The organism is Microbacterium sp. C23T (assembly GCF_053345975.1).
Genome location: NZ_JBKFBD010000019.1, coordinates 72051 through 95734, shown reverse-complemented (window position 1 = coordinate 95734; position 23684 = coordinate 72051). Strand labels below are relative to the sequence as shown.

The following is a 23684-nucleotide window of genomic DNA, read 5'->3' as shown; positions in this document are numbered from 1 at the left end:
GGCGACGCTGGGCGTGGACTTCGACACGATCGCCGGCGGCGTCGACCTCGACACGATCGCCGGCGGCGTCGACCTCGACGCGATCGCGGGCGGTGTCGACCTCGGCGGCGCGGGCGACCTCATCGCAGGAGCCTCCGACCAGCTCGCGGGCGCCGGCGAGGCGGTCTCCGGCATCGGCGAGCAGATCTCGAACTTCGAGCTCCCCGGTCTCCGCGACCTGTTCGGCTGACGCCACGGAGATCGCGGATGCCGCGGGCCGCGGCATCCGTCACCCCCTGCAAGAAACCCCCTGCCGGGTGGCAGGGGGTCTCGTGTGAAGCGGGGTGCGTCAGAGCGTGGCGGCCAGCGGGTCGAAGTCCGCGGGGAGGGAGCCGACCTCGCCGAGGGTGCTCTCGACGTCCACGTAGGTGCGCGACGCCGCGGCCTCCTCGATCGCCAGCAGGGTGTCGAGCACGTGGTACCCGAACTCACCGGTGGCGATGTGCGGACGGCCGTCGCGGATCGAGCGGGCCATGTCGAGCACGCCCAGGCCGCGGCCGGTGAGCACACCCTCCTGCGGAACCTCGACGACCTCCTGCACTCGCGATGCGGGCGGCGCCATCTCGGTCAGGGGACGCGTGATCGTGATCGGCCCGCCGAAGTAGTTCGGGTCGGGGATGACGATGGTGCCCTCGGTGCCGTTGATCTCGAAGACGCCGTGGCGCAGGAGCGGCGAGTCGGTGCTGTACAGGCTCTGGGCCTGACCTCCCTGCTCGAAGTCCATCAGCACCGACAGGGTCGACGGGATCTCGACCGGGAACTCCTGACCGGCGAGCTCGCCGACCTGCACCTTGCGGGTGGGGGAGCCTTTCAGGCCGAGGGCCGCGACCGACGCGACGGGGCCGAACACGTGCACGAGCGCCGACACGTAGTACGGACCCATGTCGAGGAGCGGTCCGCCGCCCTTGGCGTACAGGAACGCGGGGTTCGGGTGGAAGATCTCGGGACCCTGCCACTGGAAGGAGGTCGATGCGAACAGCGGGCGGCCGATATCGCCGCGCGCGATCGCGCGCTTGGCGGTCTGCACACCCGGGCCGAGAACGGTGTCGGGCGCGACGCCGACGCGCAGGCCCGCAGCATCCGCCGCCGTGAGAAGCCGCTGCGACTCCTCGCGGTCGATGCCGATCGGCTTCTCGGTCCAGACGTGCTTGCCGGCCGCGATGATCGCCAGTGAGACCTCGACGTGCACCGCCGGGATGGTGAGGTTCACGACGATGTCGACATCGGGGTCGTTCAGCACGAGGTCGATGCCGCCCGCGTGGGGCACGCCGTACTTCTCGGCCTGCGCCTTCGCGCGGTCCTCGAGGAGGTCGCCGATCGCGATCACGCGCACGTCGGGGAAGCTCGACAGGTGCGTCAGATACTGGTCGCTGATGTTGCCGGCGCCGATGATGCCGACGCCGACGGCTCCGGAGGAAGACGTGGTCATCGCCAAACGGTACCACGAAAACCTCCATGTGGAGGTTTTTCTTCGGTAGCATGGTCCGCATGGCCGAAGCGGAGCAGCAGCCGACCCCGCGAGGGTCGTACGCGAAGGGCGTCGCCCGTCGCCAGGAGATCCTCGATCGCGCCATCGAGGTGTTCGCCAAGCGCGGCTCGGACCGTACTAGCCTGCGCGCGATCGCGGAGGAGGTCGGCGTCACGCACGCCGCGCTCACGCACTACTTCGGGTCGCTCGAGGAGCTGCTGATCGCGGTGTACCGCCAGTCGGAGTCCCGCGGCGAGGACTGGGAGCCCGTCCCTCCCGATGTGACGCCCACCGAGCTCCTTCGCCGCTGGAGCGACGCCAACCACGAGGTCCAGGGGCTCGTGCAGCTGTACTCGTCGCTCGTCGCATCGGCGCTCGAGGAAGGGCACCCCGCCGCGCGCGAGTTCGCGACCGAGCGCTTCGTCCGCGTGCGGGCCGAGATCGCCGAACGGGTGCGCCACAACCAGCGGGCGGGTCGCATCCGGGCCGACGTCGACCCGCTGGCCACCGCCGCGCTCGTGATCGCGGCATCCGACGGTCTGCAGACCCAGTGGCTGCTCGACCCCGACGCCCCGCAGGACGCCGCCCTCGCGCTCCTCGACCAGCTGCTCTCGGAGCCGGCCTCGGCCGAGCGCCCGACGGTCTGAGACGGGAGGACGGATGCCGCAGCACGGCGCCGGCCGGCGGTTCGCGGCCGACCTGGGCCACGCGGTGTCGAGTCTGTTCCGCCTCGCGCCGGCGCCGGCGCCGCGGTGGGCGATCGGCCTGCGCGCGGCGATCGCCATGGCCGTGCCGATCGCGGTGATGACCGTGCTCGGGCGCGCCGATCTCGGCTTCCAGGCTGCGACCGGCGCATTCGTCGCGCTCTACGGCACGCAGCTGCCGGTGGTCGAGCGAGCGCGTGTCGTGCCGTTCGTCGCCGGCGGACTCGCGCTCGCCGCGGCGCTCGGCGCTCTCGCCGGGCCGTCCGCGGTCGCGACCCTCGTCGGTCTCGCCGTCGTCGCGATCGTCGCGGCGGCCGCGATGTTCGGGTTCTCCGTCGGCCCGCCGGGACCACTGTTCGTCGTTCTCGTCTACGGTCTGTCGGCGCACATCGTGGCGTCGGGAGCGGATGCCGCGACCTATCTCGCGGCGGTGGCCGGAGGCATCCTGTTCGCGGCGGCGGTGTCGCTCGCGCCGTTGACGCTGCCCAGTCGGCGCCGAGTCCGCGCGCGCCCGCTTCGCGAGGTGCTGCCCGGGCCGTCCTGGTCGCAGGCTTCGAGGATGCTCGTCGTCCGCGTCGCGATCGTCACGGTGCTCGGGATCGCCTGGGGACTCGCGTTGGACCCCGACCGTGCGTACTGGATCGTCGGGGCGGCCGTAGCGGTGATCGGGGTGGCCGCCGAGCGCCGCGCCGCGTTCGCGCGCGGGCTCCACCGCGTGATCGGCACCGTCCTCGGCGCCGGCGTGTACCTGCTGATCGCGCCGCTGCCGATCCATGCGCAGTGGCTGGCGCTCGTGCTCGGCGGTCTGCAGTTCACGATCGAGCTGTTCATCGTGCGCAACTACGCGCTCGCCCTGGTGTTCATCACACCGCTCGTGCTGCTGCTCACAGGCGCCGCGACCGGTGATGTCGACAGCCTGGCGGTGGCGACGGAGCGCGTGATCGACACGGTGGCCGGCGCCGTGCTGGGCGCCGCGAGCGGCGTGCTGCACCCCCGCGACGAACCAGCCGCCTGATCCGGCCGCACGGCTCAGGAGTTCGCGAGGGGATAGATCCTCCGCAGCACGACGCGCTGCACGAGGGTCCACGCGACGGTCGTGGCGAGGTAGAGCGCGGCGGCGAGCGGCACGAAGAGGGCGAACACCGCGGTCGTGAACTGCAGCGCCCCGGCGAGCCTGGCCATGCCGGCACCGGCCAGGGGCGCAGCATCCGGTGTCGTGTCGATCTGCGGGCGGAACGCCCGCCGCGTGATCTCGGCGACCGCGACGATGACCGCGAGCACTCCGGCGAACACCCCGAGGGTGGCGGCCGAGGCCGTGCCCGCGGCGATCGCGCTCACCAGGCTCGTGCCGAGGGGGACGGTGAAGAGCTCGTGCGCGAGCAGCGCGTTGGCGTGTCCCGCGATCGCGGTGTGGAGGAAGAGTGCGTAGACGATCGCCACGACCGGCGCCTGCGCGAGCATCGGCAGGCACCCCGCGAAGGGCGACGCCTTCTCGTCGGAGTAGAGCTTCATCGTCTCGCGCTGGAGGCGCTCGGGGTCCTTCTTGTGGCGGCGCTGCAGGTCTCGCAGCTTCGGTGCGAGGCGGCTGCGGGTCTGCTCGGCCTTCGCCTGCGCGATCCCCGCGGGAATGAGCGCCGCGCGCACCAGGAGCGTCAGGACGATGACGGATGCTGCGGCCGCCGCGGATCCGGCGAGAGGTTCGAGCAGGGCCGCGAGGCCCATGAGCAGGGAGTAGGCCGCGTCGAGGATCGCGGCGACAGGCGGGAAGGCGTAGAGGTCCATGGCGGTGTCCGTTCGTCGGGTGCTGTTTCGTGGCGTGCGGCCACGAAGGCACCGGCGAGCGGTCCTCGAGGGGAACGGGCGTCGGGGCTACGCGGCCAGGGCCGCCGAACCCGGGGCGCGCGGACGGGAGTGCCCGGGAGCGTCGGGGTGGGATGCGGTGAGTCTGGTCGCGTCGGCGATCGCGCGGCGCGGATGGGCCGCGGTGGCGATCGTGCGCGCCGGGACGAGGAAGACGGCGATCGCGACGGCGAGGAGGGCCAGCGTCGCGACGACGGCGACCGCGATCACGAGGGCGCCGGTCTCGGGCTGGGCCGCGGGCGCGACCTCGAACAGCGAGCGCGTGGCGGCGCCGAGCAGTTCCATGGCGGGGCGCAGGGCGGCCGCGAGAACCTCGACGACGAGGCGCAGCACCGCGGCGATCGTCTCGAGCACGCGCACCTCCCTCGTCGCCGCCACGGTAGCACGGGGCCGGGAGGCCAGGTCGGGCGGCGGCACGGGTGTCAGGACCATGGGGCAGGCTGGGAGGGTGACAGCGACCACGACGACCCGCACCGAAGCACTCGAGGTGCTGCGCACCCTCGTCGGACGCGACGACGCCGACTTCCACGAGGGGCAGTTCGAGGCGATCGCGGCCCTCGTCGACGAACGCCGCCGTGCGCTGGTGGTGCAGCGGACCGGGTGGGGGAAGTCGGCCGTGTACTTCGTGTCGACGCTGCTCCTGCGTCGGCGCGGGGCAGGACCGACCGTGCTCGTGTCGCCCCTGCTGGCGCTGATGCGGGATCAGATCGCCGCGGCCGCGCGCGCTGGGGTGCGGGCCGTGAAGATCGACTCGACGAATGCGCACGAGTGGACCGACGTGCTCGCACAGCTCGACCGCGACGAGGTCGACGTGCTGCTCGTGTCGCCCGAACGCCTCAACAATCCTTCGTTCCGCGACGAGCAGCTGCCCCAGCTCGTCGCCCGCATCGGCCTGCTGGTCGTCGACGAGGCGCACTGCATCAGCGACTGGGGCCACGACTATCGGCGCCTGCGCGATCTCATCGCACGCATGCCCGCGGGCGTGCCGGTGCTCGCGACCACCGCGACCGCCAACAGTCGCGTGGTGGCCGACGTCGCGGAGCAGCTCGACGCCGGCATGGCGGAATCGGATGCCTCGGCGCAGGGCGTGCTCACCATCCGCGGTCCGCTCGCGCGGGCGTCACTGCGACTCGGCGTGCTGCGCCTTCCCAACTCGCCGAGCCGGCTCGCCTGGCTGATCAGCCACCTCGGCGACCTGCCGGGATCCGGCATCATCTACACCCTGACGGTGGCGGCGGCGAACGACACGGCACGGCTGCTGCGCGAGCGGGGATACGACGTCCGCGCGTACACCGGGCAGACCGACACCGACGAGCGTGAAGAGTCCGAGGCGCTCCTGAAAGACAACCGGGTCAAGGCGCTCGTGGCGACGAGCGCGCTCGGCATGGGATTCGACAAGCCCGACCTGGGCTTCGTCGTGCACCTCGGAGCGCCGTCGTCGCCGGTGTCGTACTACCAGCAGGTCGGTCGCGCCGGTCGCGCCACCGACTCCGCGGACGTGCTGCTGCTGCCGGGCGTCGAGGACCGCGAGATCTGGCACTACTTCGCGACCGCGTCGATGCCCGACCGCGAGCGTGCCGAGCGGGTGCTCGCCGCGCTCGCCGTCGCGGGCGGACCGCTCTCGACGCCCGCGCTCGAGGCCGTGGTCGACATCCGCCGCACCCCGCTCGAACTGCTGCTGAAGGTGCTCGACGTCGACGGCGCGGTCGGCCGCGTGCGCGGCGGCTGGATCGCGACCGGCGAACCGTGGACGTACGATGAGGAGCGCTACCGCCGCATCGCGGCCGAGCGCGTCGCCGAGCAGCAGCACATGATCGAGTACGAAGAGACCTCAGGCTGCCGCATGGAGTTCCTGCAGCGCTCGCTCGACGACGATTCGGCGGCGCCCTGCGGGCGCTGCGACAACTGCGCCGGCGCGTGGTTCCCGACGGCGATCGCCTCGGGAGCGACGGATGCCGCGGCCGCCGCCCTCGACCGCGTCGGGGTGCCGATCGAGCCGAGGCGTCAGTGGCCGACCGGTGCCGACAGGCTCGGCGTGCCGGTGAAGGGCCGCATCGCCGCGGACGAGCAGGCCACGGAAGGGCGCGCGCTCGCGCGTCTCACCGACCTCGGCTGGGGCGGCGCGCTGCGCGACCTGTTCGCGGCAGGCGCCGCGGACGCGCCCGTGCCGCAGAACGTGCTCGGGGCGTGCGTGCGCGTCCTCGCGGAATGGGGATGGGAGACCCGCCCCGTCGCGGTCATCGCGATGCCGTCGCGCACGAAGCCGCAGCTCGTCGACTCGCTCGCCCGCGGCATCGCCGAGATCGGCCGGCTGCCGTTCCTCGGCGGGCTCGACCTCGTCGACGGCGGGCCCACCGGGCAGCCCGGCGGCAACAGCGCCTTCCGCGTCGCGGGGGTCTGGGGCCGGTTCTCCGCCGCCGGGCTCGACATCCCCGCAGGCCCCGTGCTCCTCGTCGACGATCGTGTCGACAGCGGGTGGACCCTCACGGTCGCCGCGCGCGAGCTCCGCCGCGCGGGCGCGACCGGGGTGCTCCCCTTCGCCCTCGCCCTCCGCGGCTGAGCTGGGTCTAGGTCTCGGTCGGGGGCTTCGGCCGCGGTCGCCGCACGATGAGGTAGATCACCGCCGCCGCGACGAGCAGCCCCACCATGACGACCCAGGGCACCCAGTTGATGGGCGCGGCGGCGTCGTCACCCGCCTCGGCCGTGGGTGAAGGCGTCGGGGTCGGTGTCGCCGTCGGGGTGGGTGTCGGCGTCGGGGTCTGAGTCGCCGTCGGTTCGGGAGTCGGTGTCGCCGTCGGCTCGGGCACCACGGTGGGCACCGGCACGGGCGTCGTGGGCTCGGCCGTGGGCTCCGGCACCACGGTCGGCTCCGGGGTCGGCTCGGCTGTGGGCTCCGGGGTCGGTGCGGGGGAGCGCGTCGGCAGCACCCTCGTGGGCTCCGGTGTCGGCTCGACCGTCGGCTCCGGGGAGGTCGTCCGCGTGGGCAGCGTGGTGGGAAGGGCGGTCGGCAGCGCGGTCGGAACGGGGATCCCGCCGTTGCCGCAGCCGGCGAGGAGCGTGAGCCCCGCCGCGATGGCGAGTCCCGCCAGCAGCCGGGCCGCGCGCCGCGGAGCCCGGGAATCACGTGTCGCGCGAGGGTGCGGCATCCGTTCCTCCATCGGTTCTGGCGGAATCGTACGGCCGCGCGCGCGAGCAGACCCGGATTCGGTGCGAGACACACCGCGCGGGCGGCGGGCGCGGCGCCGACACATGACTGCGTGTGACGCCCCGTGTCGTCGTGTCGCGGTGTGTGTCGTCACGACATTCCGCGCGGTCTGCGGCCGGGCGAGCATGGCCGCATGCCTTCCCCACTCATCTCGCCGACCGAGCTCGCCGACCTCATCCGCAGCGGCACCCCGCCGCGGATCCTCGACGTGCGCTGGAGGCTCGACCAGCCCGAGGGCCGGCCGGCGTACCTCGACGGGCACCTGCCCGGCGCGGTCTACGTCGATCTCGACCATGAGCTGGCGCGCCGCGGCGACCCCCGCGAAGGGCGCCACCCGCTGCCGCCGCGCGCGCAGCTCGAGGCCGCGGCACGGCGGTGGGGCATCCGGGCCGGCGACACCGTCGTCGCGTACGACGACGTGCACTCGGTCGCCGCCGCGCGCGCATGGTGGGTGCTGACGCGATCCGGGCTGGCGGACGTGCGCGTGCTCGACGGGGGCCTGCGCGGCTGGCTGACCGAGCGTCTCCCGCTCGAGACCGGCGACGTGCTGCCGCGGCCACCGGGGGACGTCGTGCTCGATGAGATCACCGAGGGCGTCGCCGACATCGACGGCGTCGAAGAGTGGCCCGATCACGGCCTGCTGCTCGACGTGCGTGCACCCGAGCGGTACCGCGGCGACGCGGAGCCGCTGGATCCGGTCGGCGGGCACATCCCCGGCGCGGTGAACCTTCCTACGACGGTGCACCTGACCGCGGGCCGGTTCCGTTCGCCCGACGAGATCCGCGCCGAGTTCGCGGCCGCAGGCGTCGTCGACGGCGTCTCGGTCGCCGCGTACTGCGGCTCCGGCATCGCGGCGACGCACACCGCGCTCGCCGGTGCTCTCGCCGGCATCGACGTCGTGGTCTACCCGGGCTCGTGGAGCCAGTGGTCGCGCTCGCGCGGCCGCCTCGCGGCCGTCGGCCCCGCACCGTCGCTGGACGTGGTGCCGGTATGAGCGAGGTGCTGCGGGACGCGCCCGCCGTCCCGACCATCGCCGACCGCCCGCTGCGCGTGGTGGGGGTATCGGGCTCGCTCCACGAGCCGAGCCGCACCACGGCCCTGGTGAAGACGATCCTCGCCACCGTCGCGCAGCGCGTCCCCGCCGAGACGGAGCTCGTCGAGGTCGCCGCGCTCGGCGCGGGCTTCGCGGGCGCCCTCACGCGGGAGGACGTCGCCCCCGAGGTCGAATCCGCCCTGCAGGCGATCGAGTCCGCCGACCTGCTCGTCGTGGCGAGCCCCGTGTACCGGGCATCCTTCACGGGGCTGTTCAAGCACCTCTTCGACTTCGTGGGCCAGTACGACCTCGTGGGAACGCCGGTGCTGCTCGCGGCGACCGGCGGCGGCGAACGGCACGCGCTCATCATCGAGCACCAGCTGCGGCCGCTCTTCGGGTTCTTCCAGGCGCTGACGCTGCCGATCGGCGTGTACGCGTCGAACGGCGACTTCACGGACTACGAGGTCTCCTCGCCCGAGGTCGTGCGCCGCGTCGTGCAGGCCGTCGACCGATCGCTGCCACTGGTCGAGCAGGCGGCGCTGGTCCGTCGATCGGAGTACGTCGCGACCTGGTGATCTGCTGCTTCTCGACGTGATGCCGCCCAGCACATAGACTGGCGCCCGTGTTGACCTGCCGGTGTTGTCGCCCCTGCTGTTGAAGCTCCCGCTTCACGCAGACCTCAGCGACCCCGACAACCTTCCGCGCACCCGCGCGGCAACACCCCAGGACACAACGTGCGTTACGCCCAGAGCGTGGCCGACCTCGTCGGCGACACCCCCCTCGTCCAGCTGACCCGTGTCACCGACGGCATCGCCGCGACGGTGCTCGCGAAGGTCGAGTACTTCAACCCCGGAGGCTCCGCCAAGGACCGCATCGCGCGTCGCATCATCGACGCCGCAGAACGTGACGGGCAGCTGTTGCCCGGCGGCACGATCGTGGAGCCGACGAGCGGCAACACCGGCGTCGGTCTCGCGCTGGTCGCCGTGCAGCGCGGCTACCGGATGATCTTCGTCGTGCCCGACAAGTTCGCCGGCGCCAAGGTCGACGTGCTCAAGGCCTACGGCGCCGAGGTCGTCGTGACCGAGACCAGCGTGCCGCCGGAGGACCCGCGCTCGTACTACAGCGTGGCCGACCGTCTCGTGCGCGAGATCCCCGGCGCGTTCAAGCCGAACCAGTTCGCGAACCCCAACGGGCCGCTCAGCCACTACGAGACCACGGGCCCCGAGATCTGGCGCGACACCGACGGACGCGTCACCCACTTCGTCGCGGGCATCGGCACCGGCGGCACCATCACGGGCACCGGCCGCTTTCTGCACGAGGTGTCGGACGGGGCGGTGCGGGTCGTGGGCGCCGACCCCGAGGGGTCGATCTACTCCGGTGGGCCACTGCACGGCTATCTCGTCGAGGGCGTCGGCGAGGACTTCTGGCCCGAGAGCTACGACCCGTCGGTGCCCGACGAGATCCACCGCATCCCCGACGCCGAGTCGTTCGAGATGACGCGTCGACTCGCCCGCGAGGAGGGCCTCCTCGTCGGCGGATCGAGCGGCATGGCCGTCGTCGCCGCGCTGCGGACCGCGCGCGATCTCCCCGCCGACGCGGTCGTCGTCGTGCTGCTGCCCGATCACGGTCGCGGCTACCTCAACCGGTTCTACGACGACGACTGGATGCGCGACCACGGCTTCGACACCGGCGCCGCGGCGCCCGCACCCGGCGCACACCCCGCGCCCGAGGCATCCGGAACCACCCACGAAGGAGCACCCGAATGACCGAGTCCACGAACGACCGCGGCTTCGAGACCCGGGCGGTGCACGCCGGGCAGGCCTTCGACCCCACGACGGGGGCGGTGATCCCCCCGGTGCACTTCTCGACGACGTACGCGCAGGACGGCATCGGCGGACTCCGCGAGGGGTACGAGTACGGACGCAGCGGCAACCCGACGCGCACGGCGCTCGAGACCCAGCTCGCCGCCCTCGAGGGCGGCGCCCACGCGCTGTCGTTCGCCTCGGGCCTCGCCGCCGAGGACGCGCTGCTGCGCGCGGCGCTGAAGCCCGGCGACGAGGTGCTGCTCGGCAACGACGTCTACGGCGGCACCTACCGCCTCATCGCGCGTGTGCTCGGCGGGTGGGGCGTCGGCATCCGCGTCGTCGACATGAGCGACCTCGACGCGGTGCGCGCGGCGCTCGAGGAGCGGCCGGCCCGCATCGTGTGGGTCGAGACCCCCAGCAACCCGCTGCTGCGCATCACCGACATCGCAGGGCTCGCTCGCCTCGGGCACGACGCCGGAGCGTTGGTCGTCGTCGACAACACCTTCGCGTCGCCGGCGCTGCAGCAGCCGCTCGCGCTCGGCGCCGACGTGGTCGTGCACTCGACGACCAAGTACCTCGGCGGGCACTCCGATGTCGTCGGCGGCGCGCTCGTGCTCAACGACGACGCGCTGTACGGCGAGGTGAAGTTCCTGCAGTTCGCGGTCGGCGCCGTGTCGGGCCCCCTCGACGCGTGGCTAACGACGCGCGGGATCAAGACGCTGGCCCTGCGCATGCAGCGGCACAGCGAGAACGCGCAGGAGATCGCGGAGTTCCTGTCGGGGCACGGCGCGGTCGCGCGCGTGTACTACCCCGGTCTCGCGTCGCACCCGGGGCACGAGCTCGCCGCGCGGCAGATGAGCCGGTTCGGCGGCATCGTCTCGGTGGGGCTGGCGGATGCCGCATCCGCACGCCGCTTCGCCGAGTCGACGCGCCTCTTCCAGCTGGCCGAGTCGCTGGGCGGCGTCGAGTCGCTCATGAACTACCCCGACGAGATGACGCACGCCTCGGTGCGCGGCACCGAGCTCGCCGTCCCGCCGGACGTCGTGCGCCTGTCGGTCGGCATCGAGTCGGCGCCGGACCTCCTCGCAGACCTCGACCAGGCGCTCTCAGCGCTCTGAGGAAGGCGGTCGTAGGCTCGAAGGCATGACCGCGAGCCCCGGCATCCGTCCGTCCGTCCTCGCGCAGCCGCTGCGGATCGGCGGCGTCACGGTGCCGAACCGCATCATGCAGACGGCGCACTCGAAGCAATACTCCGACCGCGTCGAGTCCGACCGCGAGACCGCGTACTACGTGCGCCGCGCGCTCGGCGGATGCGGCCTCTTCGTCGCCGGCAACCACTTCGTGCACCCGACCGGATCGATCCGGGGCTTCGAGGACGCCTACCGTCCCGAGGGCGTCGCGGCGTCGAAGGGCATGACGGATGCCGTGCACGAAGCCGGTGCGAAGATCTTCGTGCAGCTGAACCACCATGGGGCGCAGGCGCAGCCCGACGGGCCGGACGGGCCGCGCACCGTCTATGCGCCGTCGCGGCTGATCTCGCCGTCGACGGGGCACGCGACCCGCGCGATGGACCACGCCGACATCGCCTCGTTCGTCGAGGGCTGGGCGCTGTCGGCCGAGTACGCGCGCGACGGCGGGTTCGACGGCGTCGAGATCCACATGGCGCACGGCTACCTGCTGCACCAGTTCCTCTCGCCCCTCTACAACGCCCGCGAGGACGAGTACGGCGGCGCCCTCGAGGGGCGCACCCGGTTCCCGCGCGAGGTGCTGCGGGCGGTGCGCGCGCGGGTGGGCGACGACTTCACCGTGGGGATCCGCATCGTCGCGAACGAGTTCCACCCGGACGGCATCGACGGCGCCGGCATGCGCGAGGTCATCGCGCGCCTCCGTCAGGAGGCCCGGATCGACTTCCTCGACCTCGCCGCCGGCGGCTACCACAACGTGCACTACGTCTTCCCGTCGTCGCCCATGCCGTACGCGTGGCTGCGCGACGACGTCGCCGCGGTCAAAGCCGCCAACCCCGACGTGCCGGTGTTCGGGGTCGGCGCGGCCCGCTCGGTCGAGGAGGCCGAGGACGTCGTCGCCTCGGGCATCGCCGACATGGTCGCGCTCACGCGCGCGCAGATCGCCGACCCCGACCTCGGCCGCAAGCTCCTCGGACTCGCACCCGTCGACCCGGCGGAGCGCGGCATCCGCCATTGCATCCGGCTGAATCAGGGATGCCTCGGCCGCGGCAGTCGCGGACTCGCGATGTCGTGCACCGTGAACCCGCTCGCCGGCCGTGAACTCGAGCGCGGCGACCGGCCGCGCACCGCATCGCCGCAGCGGTGGGTCGTCGTGGGCGGCGGTCCCGCGGGCATGCGCGCCGCCGTCGAGCTCGCGACCGACGGGCACGCGGTGACGCTGCTCGAGCGCGCGGTGGAGCTCGGAGGGCAGTTGCGCCTCGCCCGGCAGGTGCCGGGTCGTGAGAGCGTCGGGCTCCTGGTCGACGACCTCGAGCGCGACCTCGGGACCGCCGGCGTCGACGTGCGGCTCGGCGTCGAGGCGACGGCCGAGATGCTGTGCGGGCTCGGAACCGTCGACGGCGTCGTCGTGGCCACCGGCGCCGTCGCGCCCGCGACCACTTCGCTCGCGCTCGGCGGGGCCTACACCGACGGATTCCCCGCCGAGGGCACGATCGACGCATTCGCCGCGGCGTCGGTCGCGCCGCTCGGCCGGCGGATCGCGGTGGTGGATGCCGACGGCACGGCGTACGCCGCCGGCATCGTGCTGACGCTGCTCCAACGGGTCGACGAGCTCGAGCTGATCACGCCCTTCGAGACCGTGTTCCCGCACATCGGCGCCGGGTACGACCGGCCGCTGCTGCTCGAGCGCCTCGGCGCGCACGGCGGCTTCCGCCGGAGCGTCGCGCACCGCGTCGAGAGCATCGAGCCGGGCGCGGTGACCGTGCGCGACATGCTCACCGGGGCCGCGGACGCGATCCCCGGCGTCGACACCGTCGTCGCGATCGAGCCGCGAGCTGCTGTGGGCGTCCACGGCCTCGCGACGGACACCGGGGCCGCAGCATCCGGATCCCCTCGTGTCGTGGTGATCGGCGACGCCTTCGCTCCCCGTACCATCGACGCCGCGATCTTCGAGGCCGTCGAGCTCGCCTACGACCTCGCCGGGCTCGCAACCCTCCGCGGCTGAGCTCCGCGCCTGGGGAGCAGCATCCGTCTATCCGTCCCCTGCCGTTTCGACAGGTCAACCGGGGTTCCGCAGGTGTCCTCCCTCGCAGACGCCCCTGTCGAGGCCCGGTTGACCTGTCGAAGCCGGCGCCTCGGACACGGGCACAGAGGCGCCGACCCCGAACAGCCGGAGGGGCGGTGGCTACGCTGGGCGGGTGGACCCCGTCACCGCAACGCTCGCCATCCTCGTGCTCGCGGTGATCGCGTTCGTGAGCAATCGCGTGCCGATCGGGGTCGTGGCGATCGGGGTCGCGCTCGCGCTCTTCTTCACCGGGGTGCTGACGCTGCCGCAGGCGCTCGCGGGGTTCGGCGATCCGACGGTGCTGTTCATCGCCGGACTCTTCGTGGTGAGCGAGGCGCTCGACGGCACGGGCGTCACGGCGTGGGCGGGGCAGAAGGTGATCGGTCGCGCTGGCACTAAGCGGACGACCCTTCTCGTCGTCATCGCGCTGCTCGTCGCCGGACTCACCGCCCTCATCAGCATCAACGGCGCCGTCGCCGCACTGCTGCCGCTCGTGGTGGTCGTCGCCGCCCGCGCGGGAATCGCGTCGTCGAAGCTCCTCATGCCGCTCGCGTTCGCGGCATCCGCGGGGTCGCTGCTGCTGCTCACCGGCACGCCGGTCAACATCATCGTCTCGGAGTTCGCCGCGGCGGCGGGCGGGCGCGAGTTCGGGTTCTTCGAGTTCGCCCTGGTCGGCATCCCGGTGCTTCTCGGAACGGTCGCGATCCTCCTCGTCGGCGGCGCTCTCGTGCCCGAGCGCAAGGGTGCGCTCATGCCGCTCGATCTCGTGCGGCACGCGCGCCTGCTGCGTCAGCAGTATTCGCTCAGCCTCGACACCGGCATGCTGCTCGGCCCCGAGACCGGCGTCACCGAGGTGGTCGTGGCGCCCCGGTCGCCCCTGATCGGCAAGCACGTGTGCGCCGGCATGACCACGCCCGACGGCGACCTCGTCGTGCTCGCGGCCCGTCGGGGCGACGAGCAGCTCAAGGGCACCGAGTTCGTCGTGCAGGCCGGTGACGCGCTGCTGCTGCAGGGGGCGTGGGACGACCTGACGCGCCGCGCGAGCGATCCTGGTGTGCTCGTCGTCGATGACCCCGCGCAGCTGCGCCGGTCGGTCCCGCTCGGCAAGGGCGCGAAGCGCGCGATCGGCATCCTGCTCGCGATGATCCTGCTGCTCGCGACGGGGCTGGTTCCGCCCGCGGTGGCGGCGCTGCTGGCGGCGTGCGCCCTGGTGCTCACTCGCACGGTCACCGTGACGCAGGCGTACCACTCGATCTCGTGGACCACCATCGTCCTCATCGCGGGCATGATCCCGCTGTCGACCGCGTTCATCAGCACCGGAACGGCGGACCTCGTGGCGAACTGGATGCTGTCGTTCCTCGGCGACGCCGGGCCGCACGTCGCCCTGCTCGCACTCTGCGGGCTGACGGTGGTGCTGGGACAGCTCATCAGCAACACCGCGACCGTGCTCATCGTCGCGCCCATCGCGATCTCGGTCGCGCAGTCGCTCGACCTCTCGGTGCAGCCGTTCATGATGGCGCTGACCGTCGCAGGTGCGGCCGCGTTCCTGACCCCGATCGCGACGCCCGCGAACCTCATGGTGATGGAGCCGGCCGGCTACCGCTTCGGCGACTACTGGAAGCTCGGCCTGCCGCTGGCCCTGTTCTTCCTCGTCGTGGCGGTCTGGTACGTGCCGCTCGTCTGGCCGTTCTGAGGTAGCAGGTTCGGCGACTCGCCACGGATCGTGGCGTCGGGGGCTCGGTTTTGGCGACTCGCCAGAACGCCGCGGTGTGGGCGGGTGTGGCGACTCGCCACGGATCGTGGCGTCGGGGCTCGGTTTTGGCGACTCGCCAGAGCGGGGCGGTGGAGGCGGTCGCCACGGAGCGGGCCGCCGGGTGCAGGGTCTTGGCGACTCGCCAAAAGGGCCTGGAGCACAGAGCGACGCCCCGGCAGACCGGTGGTTCGGGTCGGCCGGGGCGTCGCGGTGGGGTCAGGCGGCGGACCAGCCGCCGTCGCTCGCGAGGTTCTGGCCGTTCACGTTGACGCCGTCGTCGCTCAGCAGGAACGTGATCGACGCGGCGAGGCGGTCGGCGGCGACCGGAGGCGTCATGACCGCCATGCCGGCGCGCACGCGGTCGGCGCCGAGCGGCGAGTTGAACTTCGCCTCGATGTTGGTGATCACCGCACCCGGGGCGACCGCGTTCACGCGGATGCCGCTCGGGCCGTACATGAACGCGCTCGACTTGGTGAGGCCGACGACCGCGTGCTTCGACGCGGTGTAGGCGGCACCGGCGGAGGATCCGCGAAGGGATGCCTCGGACGAGGTGTTCACGATCGAGCCGCTGCCCTGCGCGAGCATGGCGGGGATGACGGCGCGCATCAGCTTCATCGTGCCGGTGACGTTCACGCGGAAGACGCGATCCCAGACCGCGTCGGTGACGTCGCCGACGGGGGTCATGTCGTCCATGATCCCGGCGATGTTCGCGAGGGCGTCGATCCGGTCGCCGGCCGCCTCGATGATGCGGGCCACGCCCTCGTCATCGGTGATGTCGGCGGTCAGAGCCACGACGTCGGCGCCGGTGTGGGCGGCGACGAACTCGTCGAGGCGGTCCTGGCTCACGTCGACGGCGATCACGCGACCGCCCTCGCGCGCGACGCGCGACGCGGTGGCGCGGCCGATGCCGGAGCCGGCGCCGGTGACGATGACGGTCTGACCGGTGAAGCGTCCGGCGGTGACCTTCTCGGCCCACTCGGCCTTCGGGGTCTCGGCGGCGGCGTCGGCCTCGGCGGGGACGCCGTCGGGGTTGACCTGCGCGACGAGTGCGTCGAGGGCGGCCTGCGGGAAGGCGCCGCCGCTCATCGCGACGAGGTTGCTGATCGGCAGGCCCGCGATGGGGGCGAGAGTCTCCGCGGTCTGGCCGCCCTGGGCAAGCAGACCGCGCAGTGCGGCGCCGCCGGCGGGGTCGTCGAGCCAGGTCTGGATGGTGGATGCTCCGGTCAGGGGAGCGGTGGTGGTGCTCATTTTCTGTCCCTTCTTCATGCAGTTCAGCGGGGCTGCGGGTCCGGGGGATGAGGATCCTTCGGGGCGGCTCCTACCGGACAACTTTGTCCGGTACTAGGCTACACCCGTGCCGAGCACCGCATCCCCCCGTGCGCTCCCTCGCCAGAACCGAGGCCCCGCCGCAGCCGCCGACAACCGCAAGGCGTTGATCGCTGCTGCCCGTGAGGTCTATGCCGAAGGAGGCCTTCAGGCTCCCTTCAGCGCCGTCGCCAAGCGCGCCGGTGTCGGGCAAGGAAGCCTGTACCGTCATTTCCCCGACCGCACCGCCCTCGCCGTCGCCGTCTTCGAAGACAACGTGCGCGACCTCGAGGAGTACACCGTGCCGCCCGACCGGACGATCGACGATCTGCTCGATCGTGTGGTCGATCAGGCGGTCGTGTCGACGGCGTTCATCGAGCTCATCACCGCGGATCTCTCCGATCGCCGCGTCGCGTCGCTGGGTGCGCGATTCCAGGCGCTCGTGGAGCGTCTGGTCGCGCGTGACCGGGCAGCCGGACGCATCGGATCCCACATCGAGACCGAGGACGTGACCCTCGCGACCGGGATGCTGGCGACGGAGCTCGCCCGCGCCGATCCGGCCCAGCGACCCGCGGTCGCGCGCCGCGCGCGTGCGCTGTTCGCGGCGGCGTTCGCGCCGCGCTGATCAGCCGTTCGCGCCGTGATGATCCGGCACTAGGCTCCTGCCATGGGCCGGTTCATCTACGACACCAACGCCAACTCGGTCGACATCGACGACCGCACGCTGGCGCATCTGCGCATCGTGATGATGAACAAGCTGCGCCGCTCCGAGCCGTTCATGTTCGACGTCGAGATCGGCGACGGCAGTGGCCGGCGGAGCTTCTGGATCCATCCTTCGGTGCCGATCCAGTTCCACTTCTTCGGCAGTCGTCAGCCGCGCATCAACCGCACCTGGATCGAGGCGCTGATGCTCGCGGCCAGCGGGCCCAACGGCCTCACGATCCTGCCGGAACCCGAGCAGGAAGACGCCCCGCCGCCGACGGAGGGCTGAGCTCAGTCCGCGTCGTCGCCGGGGGTGACCTCGGTGCCGCCGACGGTGAGGCGCTCGACATCGAGGTGATCGACGTCGACGTTGCCGAGCGTCACGTCGGGAGCGTCGCCGTCCGCGCCCTCCAGCACGGCGACCGGACCGGTGTCGAAGTGCTCGGCGACGAGCATGATGCCGCCGGTCGAGCTGGCGGAGTTCGCGAGCTCCTCGATCCAGTCCCGGCTGAGCTCGGTGGGCTCGGGATCGTCGAACACGAACCGCAGCGGGATCGACGGATGCAGCCAGATGGTGCTGCGCCCGCGCGGCTGGTCGTCCGGATGCTTCCACGAGACCGTGAAGCTCTCGTCGCGCCGCAGCTTGGTCGCGATCACGACCTTCAGGTGCGCGAGTGCGCGGTCTTCGATATGAATCGGCATCCCGCCGCCGCCGTAGTAGATCGTGCCCACGCGCCAACCATAACCCCGCCCCCGGGGAACGGCGAAGGGGTGGATTTCCGCACGTCGATCGTGGTGAAATCCACCCCTTCGGGGTTCCGGTGTCCGGTGCAGGACGTCAGAGGCGCGTCCACGCCTCCGTCAGCACGCTCCGCAGGATCTGCTCGATCTCAACGAACTCCTTCGGCCCGATCGTGAGGGGCGGGGCGAGCTGGATCACGGGGTCGCCGCGGTCGTCGGCGCGGCAGTAGAGGCCGGCGTCGAACAGGGCCTTCGACAGGAACCCGCGCAGCAGCCGCTCGGACTCGTCGTCGTCGAAGGTCTCCTTCGTCGCCTTGTCCTTAACCAGCTCGATGCCGAAGAAGTACCCGTCGCCGCGCACGTCGCCGACGATCGGCAGGTCGGAGAGCTTCTCCAGGGTGGAGCGGAACAACGGCGAATTCTCGCGCACGTGCTCGTTGAGGCCCTCCTCCTCGAAGATGTCGAGGTTCTCGAGCGCGACGGCGGCCGACACCGGGTGGCCGCCGAAGGTGTAGCCGTGGTAGAACGCGCGGTCCCCGTGGGCGAAGGGCTCGTAGATCTTGTCGCTCACGATCGTGGCGCCGATCGGCGAGTAGCCGCTCGTCATGGCCTTCGCGCACGTGATCATGTCGGGGACGTAGCCGTACGCATCGCACGCGAACATGTGCCCGATGCGGCCGAAGGCGCAGATCACCTCGTCCGACACGAGCAGCACGTCGTACTTGTCGCAGATCTGGCGCACGCGCTGGAAGTATCCGGGAGGCGGCGGGAAGCAGCCGCCCGAGTTCTGCACGGGCTCGAGGAAGACGGCGGCGACCGTGTCGGGACCTTCGAAGAGGATCATCTCCTCGATGCGGTCGGCTGCCCAGACGCCGAACTCCTCGAGGCTGCCGGACGGCGCGCCCATGTCGTCGGCGCGGTAGAAGTTGGTGTTCGGCACGCGGAAGCCGCCCGGGGTGACCGGCTCGAACATCGACTTCATGGCCGGGATGCCCGTGATCGCGAGCGCACCCTGGGGCGTGCCGTGGTAGGCCACCGAGCGCGAGATCACCTTGTGCTTGGTGGGCTGGCCCTGGATCTTCCAGTAGTACTTGGCCAGCTTGAACGCGGTCTCGACGGCCTCGCCGCCGCCGGTGGAGAAGAACACCTTGTTGAGGTCGCCGGGCGCGTAGTCGGCGAGGCGGTCCGCGAGCTCGATCGCGGCGGGGTGCGCGTACGACCAGATCGGGAAGAACGCGAGCTGCTCGGCCTGCTTCGCGGCGACTTCGGCGAGGCGCTTGCGGCCGTGGCCCGCGGCGACGACGAACAGGCCGGCGAGTCCGTCGATGTACTGCTTGCCCTGCGAGTCCCAGATGTGGTGGCCCTCGCCCTTGACGATGATCGGGACTCCCGGTCCGTCGGTCATCACCGACTGGCGGGCGAAGTGCATCCACAGGTGGTCTTTGGCCATCTGCTGCAGTTCGGCTTCGGTGCGGGCGTGGCGTTCGGTCGTGATCGACATGTGGAGCCTTCCGTCAGACTGGTCCCACGCTACTCGCGTGCCCCGCGCGCCGACATGCGACGTTTCGTCCGGTTCGGATGCCGCGGCCACCGGTCCGTCCGGATCGTCAGGTCGAGCCGCGCTCGATGAGCTGCGTCGGCAGGACGATCGGCGACGGCGCAAGCGCAGCGCCGGCCGCGGCATCGGCGAGGGCCGTCACGGCGGCCGCGGCCATCTCGCGGATCGGCTGCCGCACGGTCGTGAGGGGAGGTGTCAGCCACCGCGCGCCGCGCAGGTCGTCGAAGCCCACGACGAGCACGTCGTCGGGGATGCGCCGCCCGGTCGCCGCGGCGGCGGCGTACACGCCGGCCGCCATCTCGTCGGTGCACGCGAAGACTCCGAGCCGTTCGCCTGCGCGCAGGCCGCGCAGCAGCGGGAGCGCCGCCTCGCGCGCCGCTGCTCCGCTCCAGTCCGCCTGCACCGCGGCGAGGTCCGCGCCGGGGGCGGCCAGGCGCAGCCCCTCGCGGAAGCCCGCGTTCCGCGCCCGCCCGTAGCGGAACGGCGGCGAGCCGAGCACGATCGCGAACCGCGTCGCCCCCCGCTCTGCGAGGTGGGTCGCCGCCCCGAACGCGCCGTCGCGGTCGGTCGTGCGCACGCTGGCGAGCCCGCGGGAGGTCTCGGCCTGCGGGTCCATCAGCACGACCGGGATCTCGGCATCCGTGATCGCGGCCAATTGCGACGCGGTCGGCGAGATGAGGCCGAGCACCACACCCGCCGAGCCGCGCCGGCGGATGCGCATCGGCCAGTCGTCGTCGGGGGTGTCGCGCTCCTCGGTGAGCACGAGGTCGTAGCCCGCGGCGGCGGCCGCGCTGCGCGCGCCGGCGGTCACCTCGTCGGAATAGGCGTTGTGGTACGAGCCCAGGACGAGGTCGACGAGGCGCGCGGTGCCGGCCGGGCGCCCGCCGGCCGACGGATCGCGGGTGTACCCCAGCCCACGCGCCGCAGCCAGCACGCGGCGCCGCGTCGCAGGAGCGAGGTCGCCGCGGCCCGAGAGCGCCCTCGACGCGGTGCCGACGCTCACTCCGGCCTCGGTCGCGACATCGACGAGAGTCACGCGGGCTGACACCCGACCAGTTTTGCGCAAGATCCTCGACCGATGCCAGAGCCGATGGCATCGTCGTGGTCGGAAAGGGCCACCACGATGACGACGACGACATCTCCGCTGCGGATCGCGCTGATCGGCACCGGCTTCATGGGCCGCATGCACACGCAGGCCTGGCGCACGGCGCCGCACTTCTTCGACCTCCCGCTCGCGCCGCAGCCGGTGCTGCTCGTCGGTCGTCGCCCCGACGCCACGGCCGAGGCCGCCGCGCGCTGGGAGTGGCCCGAGCACGGCGTCGACTGGCGCGAAGCCGTCGAGCGCGACGACATCGACGCGATCGACATCTGCACCCCCGGCGATACGCACGCCGAGATCGCGCTCGCGGCGCTCGCCGCCGGCAAGCACGTCCTGTGCGAGAAGCCCCTCGCGAACTCGGTCGCCGAAGCGCAGGAGATGACGGATGCCGCGGCCGGAGCATCCACTCGGTCCGGCGTCGTCGCGATGTGCGGCTTCAGCTACCGCCGCACACCGGCGCTCGCGCTCGCCCGTCAGCTCATCGAGGAGGGGCGCATCGGGGAGATCCGGCACGTGCGTGCGCAGTATCTGCAGGACTGGCTGAGCGACCCGGACTCGCCCCACACCTGGCGGCTCGACCGCGACCGCGCCGGCTCCGGCGCCCTCGGCGACATCGGCGCGCACAGCATCGACACCGCGCAGTGGCTCGCCGGTCAGCGCATCGAGGCGGTGTCGGCCACGATGCACACGTTCGTCACGTCCCGGCCCCGGCGCTCGGCGGTCGAGGGGCTCGGCGGCGTCGCCGCCGACACGTCCGACCGGCTGCCGGTGACCGTCGACGACGCAGCGGCGTTCACGGCGCGCTTCGATGGCGGCGCGCTCGGCGTCTTCGAGGCGACGCGGGTGGCGACGGGCCGCCGCAATGCCAACCGCATCGAGATCAACGGCGACCGCGGCGCGATCGCCTTCGACTTCGAGCGCATGAACGAGCTCGAGGTGTACGACGCCGCGGCCGATGCCGCGCAGGGCTTCCGGCGCGTGCAGGTGACCGAGGCGCAGCATCCGTATGCCGGAGCTTGGTGGCCCGCGGGACACGGACTCGGCTACGAGCACCTGTTCGCGCACCAGGCCGTCGACTTCGTGCGCGCGGTCGCCGGCGAGATCCCGGTCTCGCCGAGCTTCGCCGACGCCACCCAGGTGCAGCGCGTGCTCGCCGCCGTCGAGCAGAGCGCCGCCCACGACAGCATCCTCACGCCGGTGGCAGCCGCCGCCGCCGACCCCGAAGGGACCCCCGCATGACCCGTACCGCCCTCGTCGTCCGCGGCGGATGGGACGGCCACCGTCCGATCGAGGCGACCGACCTCTTCCTGCCGTTCCTCCGCGAGAACGGGTTCGACGTCACCGTCGAAGAAGACCCCGAGGTCTACGCCGACGCCGACCGCATGGCGGCCACCGACCTGGTGCTGCAGTCCGTGACGATGTCGCAGGCGTCGCATGAGGCGATCCGGGGCCTCCGCGACGCCGTCGCCGCCGGCACCGGCCTCGCCGGCTGGCACGGCGGCATCGCCGATTCGTTCCGCGCGAGCTCGGACTACCTGCAGCTCGTCGGCGGCCAGTTCGCGACGCACCCGTCGAAGCACCCCGACGAGGTGCACGGCGACCAGACCGACAATTACCTCGACTACACGGTCGAGATCACCGGACTCGGTCGCACGCACGACATCACGGCCGGCATCGACGACTTCACGCTCACCACCGAGCAGTACTGGGTGCTGCACGACGACCTCATCGACGTGCTGGCGACGACGACGCACCCGGTGCAGCCGTACCACCCGTGGCACCGCCCCATCGTCTCGCCGGCGGTCTGGACGCGTGACTGGGGCCAGGGTCGCGTGTTCGTTGCCACGCCCGGCCACTCTCCCGAGGTGCTGCAGGACGCGAACGTCCGCACGATCGTCGAGCGGGGGCTGCTGTGGGCCGCGCGGTGACCGACATCGGGATCGTCGGGCTCGGCGTCATCTCCCGCCAGTACCTCGACACGCTGCTCCCGGCATCGAGTGTGCGCATCGCAGCAGTAGCCGACCTCGACGTCGCGCGCGCGGAGGCGGCCGCCGAGGCGATCCCGGGCTGCCGTGCGCTCACGACCGCCGAGCTGCTCGCGGATCCCGGCATCCGCACCGTCCTCAACCTCACGATCCCGGCCGCGCACGCCGAGGTCGCGCTCGCCGCGATCGCGCACGGCAAGGACGTCTACGGCGAGAAGCCGCTCGCGGCGACCTTCGCGGACGCTGCGCGGATCACGGATGCCGCGGCCGCCGCGGGCGTGCGCGTCGGGGGTGCGCCCGACACGGTGCTCGGCACCGGCGTGCAGACCGCCCGCGCGGCGATCGACGGCGGGCGCATCGGGCGAGCGGTGTCGGCGTCGGCGATGTGGGTCTCGGCGGGCCACGAGTCGTGGCATCCGCAGCCCGACTTCTACTACCGCGAAGGTGGCGGGCCGCTCCTGGACATGGGGCCGTACTACGTCACGTCGCTCGTGCAGCTGCTCGGACCGGTGACCGCGGTGTCGGGCGCCGGATCGCGCTCGCGCGAGTCGCGCGTGATCGGCTCGGGCCCGCGGGCCGGCGAGAGCGTGCCGGTCGAGGTCGACACACACCTCACCGGCATCCTGCACCACGCGTCGGGTGCGATCTCGACCGTCACGATGAGCTTCGACGGCGTCCGCTCGACGGCGGCGCCCATCGAGGTGCACGGGGTCGACGGATCGCTCATCGTGCCCGACCCGAACAACTTCGCCGGCGACGTGCAGCTGCATGCGCGCGGCGGGTCGTGGGAGACGCTCGAGCCCTCCGCCGGGTACGTCGATGCGGGACGCGGGATCGGGCTGCTGGACCTGGTCGTGGGCGAGGGCCGTGCGAGCGGGGCGATGGCCCTGCACGTGCTCGAGATCATGACGGCGCTCGCCGCCTCCGCGGCCTCGGGTGTGCGGGAGCAGCTGACGACGACGGTGGAGCGGCCTTCGCTCGTTCCCCTGACGGCTGCCGAGGTCTGGCGCAGCCGCTGACGCCCGGGCGCGGCATCCCTTCTCGTTCAACAGGTCAACCGGCGTTGTGCAGGAGACTCTGCGGGCTGATCCTCCTGTGCAAGCCCGGTTGACCTGTCGCAGGGGAGGCGGAGACGGCCGCGGAGGTCTGGCGCAGCCTCTGACGCCCGGGCGCGGCAT

21 protein-coding genes and 2 pseudogenes are annotated in these 23684 nt (G+C 72.3%); 15 read left to right on the top strand and 8 right to left on the bottom strand.

Annotation, left to right across the window (positions count from 1 at the left end):
- Positions 1-229: pseudogene (locus ACLBXX_RS12415) on the top strand (hypothetical protein); the annotation flags it as partial.
- A gap of 99 nt (positions 230-328) precedes the next feature.
- Here the strand turns inward: ACLBXX_RS12415 and ACLBXX_RS12410 are convergent.
- Positions 329-1468 carry a Gfo/Idh/MocA family protein gene (locus tag ACLBXX_RS12410; RefSeq protein WP_447658267.1) on the bottom strand — a complete coding sequence of 380 codons (1140 nt, stop codon included), beginning with the start codon at positions 1466-1468 and terminating at the stop codon, positions 329-331.
- Positions 1469-1527: 59 nt separating this feature from the next.
- Between ACLBXX_RS12410 and ACLBXX_RS12405 the strand changes: the two genes are divergently transcribed.
- Entirely contained in the window at positions 1528-2154 is a 627-nt protein-coding gene (locus tag ACLBXX_RS12405) for a TetR/AcrR family transcriptional regulator (protein ID WP_447658266.1), read from the top strand.
- Between the two features lie 13 nt (positions 2155-2167).
- A complete protein-coding gene (locus tag ACLBXX_RS12400; RefSeq protein WP_447658265.1) occupies positions 2168-3226 on the top strand; it encodes an FUSC family protein in 1059 nt (352 codons plus the stop codon).
- 14 nt (positions 3227-3240) lie between these two features.
- On the opposite strand, the gene ACLBXX_RS12395 is transcribed toward ACLBXX_RS12400, so the two are convergent.
- Both ACLBXX_RS12395 and ACLBXX_RS12390 read right to left on the bottom strand, forming a co-directional pair.
- Complete coding sequence (locus ACLBXX_RS12395; protein ID WP_447658264.1) at positions 3241-3993, bottom strand: YidC/Oxa1 family membrane protein insertase; 753 nt, start codon at positions 3991-3993, stop codon at positions 3241-3243.
- 87 nt (positions 3994-4080) lie between these two features.
- Positions 4081-4503: a DUF6412 domain-containing protein gene (locus ACLBXX_RS12390; protein WP_447658263.1), complete on the bottom strand. Its 423-nt coding sequence runs from the start codon at positions 4501-4503 to the stop codon at positions 4081-4083.
- Between ACLBXX_RS12390 and ACLBXX_RS12385 the strand changes: the two genes are divergently transcribed.
- The gene (locus ACLBXX_RS12385; protein WP_447658262.1) at positions 4502-6631 is read left to right on the top strand and encodes a DEAD/DEAH box helicase; all 2130 of its coding nucleotides are present in this window, start codon (positions 4502-4504) and stop codon (positions 6629-6631) included. The genes ACLBXX_RS12390 and ACLBXX_RS12385 overlap by 2 nt on opposite strands.
- 7 nt (positions 6632-6638) lie before the next feature.
- Here ACLBXX_RS12385 and ACLBXX_RS12380 read toward each other — a convergent pair whose 3' ends face one another.
- Complete coding sequence (locus ACLBXX_RS12380) at positions 6639-7217, bottom strand: hypothetical protein (protein WP_447658261.1); 579 nt, start codon at positions 7215-7217, stop codon at positions 6639-6641.
- Between the two features lie 192 nt (positions 7218-7409).
- Between ACLBXX_RS12380 and ACLBXX_RS12375 the strand changes: the two genes are divergently transcribed.
- The 6 genes from ACLBXX_RS12375 (at position 7410) to ACLBXX_RS12350 (ending at position 15056) form a co-directional block, all read left to right on the top strand.
- Positions 7410-8270 (top strand): sulfurtransferase, encoded by an 861-nt coding sequence (locus tag ACLBXX_RS12375; RefSeq protein WP_447658260.1) that lies wholly within the window; start codon positions 7410-7412, stop codon positions 8268-8270.
- Positions 8267-8884, top strand: a complete 618-nt coding sequence (msuE, locus tag ACLBXX_RS12370) for an FMN reductase (RefSeq protein WP_447658259.1) — start codon at positions 8267-8269, stop codon at positions 8882-8884. The genes ACLBXX_RS12375 and msuE overlap by 4 nt, the downstream gene beginning before the upstream one ends.
- A gap of 159 nt (positions 8885-9043) precedes the next feature.
- Positions 9044-10075: a pyridoxal-phosphate dependent enzyme gene (locus tag ACLBXX_RS12365; RefSeq protein WP_447658258.1), complete on the top strand. Its 1032-nt coding sequence runs from the start codon at positions 9044-9046 to the stop codon at positions 10073-10075.
- Complete coding sequence (locus ACLBXX_RS12360) at positions 10072-11232, top strand: cystathionine gamma-synthase (protein ID WP_447658257.1); 1161 nt, start codon at positions 10072-10074, stop codon at positions 11230-11232. The genes ACLBXX_RS12365 and ACLBXX_RS12360 overlap by 4 nt, the downstream gene beginning before the upstream one ends.
- A 25-nt stretch (positions 11233-11257) precedes the next feature.
- A complete protein-coding gene (locus ACLBXX_RS12355; protein ID WP_447658256.1) occupies positions 11258-13303 on the top strand; it encodes an oxidoreductase in 2046 nt (681 codons plus the stop codon).
- 193 nt (positions 13304-13496) lie between these two features.
- On the top strand, positions 13497-15056 hold the full coding sequence (locus ACLBXX_RS12350; RefSeq protein ID WP_447658255.1) for an SLC13 family permease: 1560 nt from the start codon (positions 13497-13499) through the stop codon (positions 15054-15056).
- 276 nt (positions 15057-15332) lie between these two features.
- On the opposite strand, the gene ACLBXX_RS12345 is transcribed toward ACLBXX_RS12350, so the two are convergent.
- A complete protein-coding gene (locus tag ACLBXX_RS12345; protein ID WP_447658254.1) occupies positions 15333-16364 on the bottom strand; it encodes an SDR family NAD(P)-dependent oxidoreductase in 1032 nt (343 codons plus the stop codon).
- A 106-nt stretch (positions 16365-16470) separates the two neighbouring features.
- Here ACLBXX_RS12345 and ACLBXX_RS12340 point away from each other — a divergent pair, with 106 nt between their 5' ends.
- Together ACLBXX_RS12340 and ACLBXX_RS12335 are read left to right on the top strand one after the other, a co-directional pair.
- The gene (locus tag ACLBXX_RS12340) at positions 16471-17046 is read left to right on the top strand and encodes a helix-turn-helix domain-containing protein (RefSeq protein WP_310288098.1); all 576 of its coding nucleotides are present in this window, start codon (positions 16471-16473) and stop codon (positions 17044-17046) included.
- Between the two features lie 42 nt (positions 17047-17088).
- On the top strand, positions 17089-17412 hold the full coding sequence (locus ACLBXX_RS12335; protein ID WP_447658253.1) for a DUF7882 family protein: 324 nt from the start codon (positions 17089-17091) through the stop codon (positions 17410-17412).
- A gap of 143 nt (positions 17413-17555) precedes the next feature.
- On the opposite strand, the pseudogene ACLBXX_RS12330 reads toward ACLBXX_RS12335, so the two are convergent.
- The 3 genes and pseudogenes from ACLBXX_RS12330 to ACLBXX_RS12320 all read right to left on the bottom strand — a co-directional run.
- Positions 17556-17855, bottom strand: a pseudogene (locus ACLBXX_RS12330) (DUF7882 family protein); the annotation flags it as partial.
- Between the two features lie 106 nt (positions 17856-17961).
- Entirely contained in the window at positions 17962-19365 is a 1404-nt protein-coding gene (locus ACLBXX_RS12325) for an aspartate aminotransferase family protein (protein WP_447658252.1), read from the bottom strand.
- Between the two features lie 106 nt (positions 19366-19471).
- A complete protein-coding gene (locus ACLBXX_RS12320) occupies positions 19472-20470 on the bottom strand; it encodes a LacI family DNA-binding transcriptional regulator (protein ID WP_447658251.1) in 999 nt (332 codons plus the stop codon).
- Between the two features lie 75 nt (positions 20471-20545).
- Between ACLBXX_RS12320 and ACLBXX_RS12315 the strand changes: the two genes are divergently transcribed.
- From ACLBXX_RS12315 to ACLBXX_RS12305, 3 genes are read left to right on the top strand one after another with little or no spacing between them, the layout of a single operon-like run.
- Positions 20546-21760 carry a Gfo/Idh/MocA family protein gene (locus ACLBXX_RS12315; protein WP_447658250.1) on the top strand — a complete coding sequence of 405 codons (1215 nt, stop codon included), beginning with the start codon at positions 20546-20548 and terminating at the stop codon, positions 21758-21760.
- On the top strand, positions 21757-22449 hold the full coding sequence (locus ACLBXX_RS12310) for a ThuA domain-containing protein (RefSeq protein WP_387144995.1): 693 nt from the start codon (positions 21757-21759) through the stop codon (positions 22447-22449). Before ACLBXX_RS12315 ends, ACLBXX_RS12310 begins: the two co-directional genes overlap by 4 nt.
- Positions 22446-23525 (top strand): Gfo/Idh/MocA family protein, encoded by a 1080-nt coding sequence (locus tag ACLBXX_RS12305; RefSeq protein ID WP_447658249.1) that lies wholly within the window; start codon positions 22446-22448, stop codon positions 23523-23525. The genes ACLBXX_RS12310 and ACLBXX_RS12305 overlap by 4 nt, the downstream gene beginning before the upstream one ends.
- Positions 23526-23684: the final 159 nt, after the last annotated feature.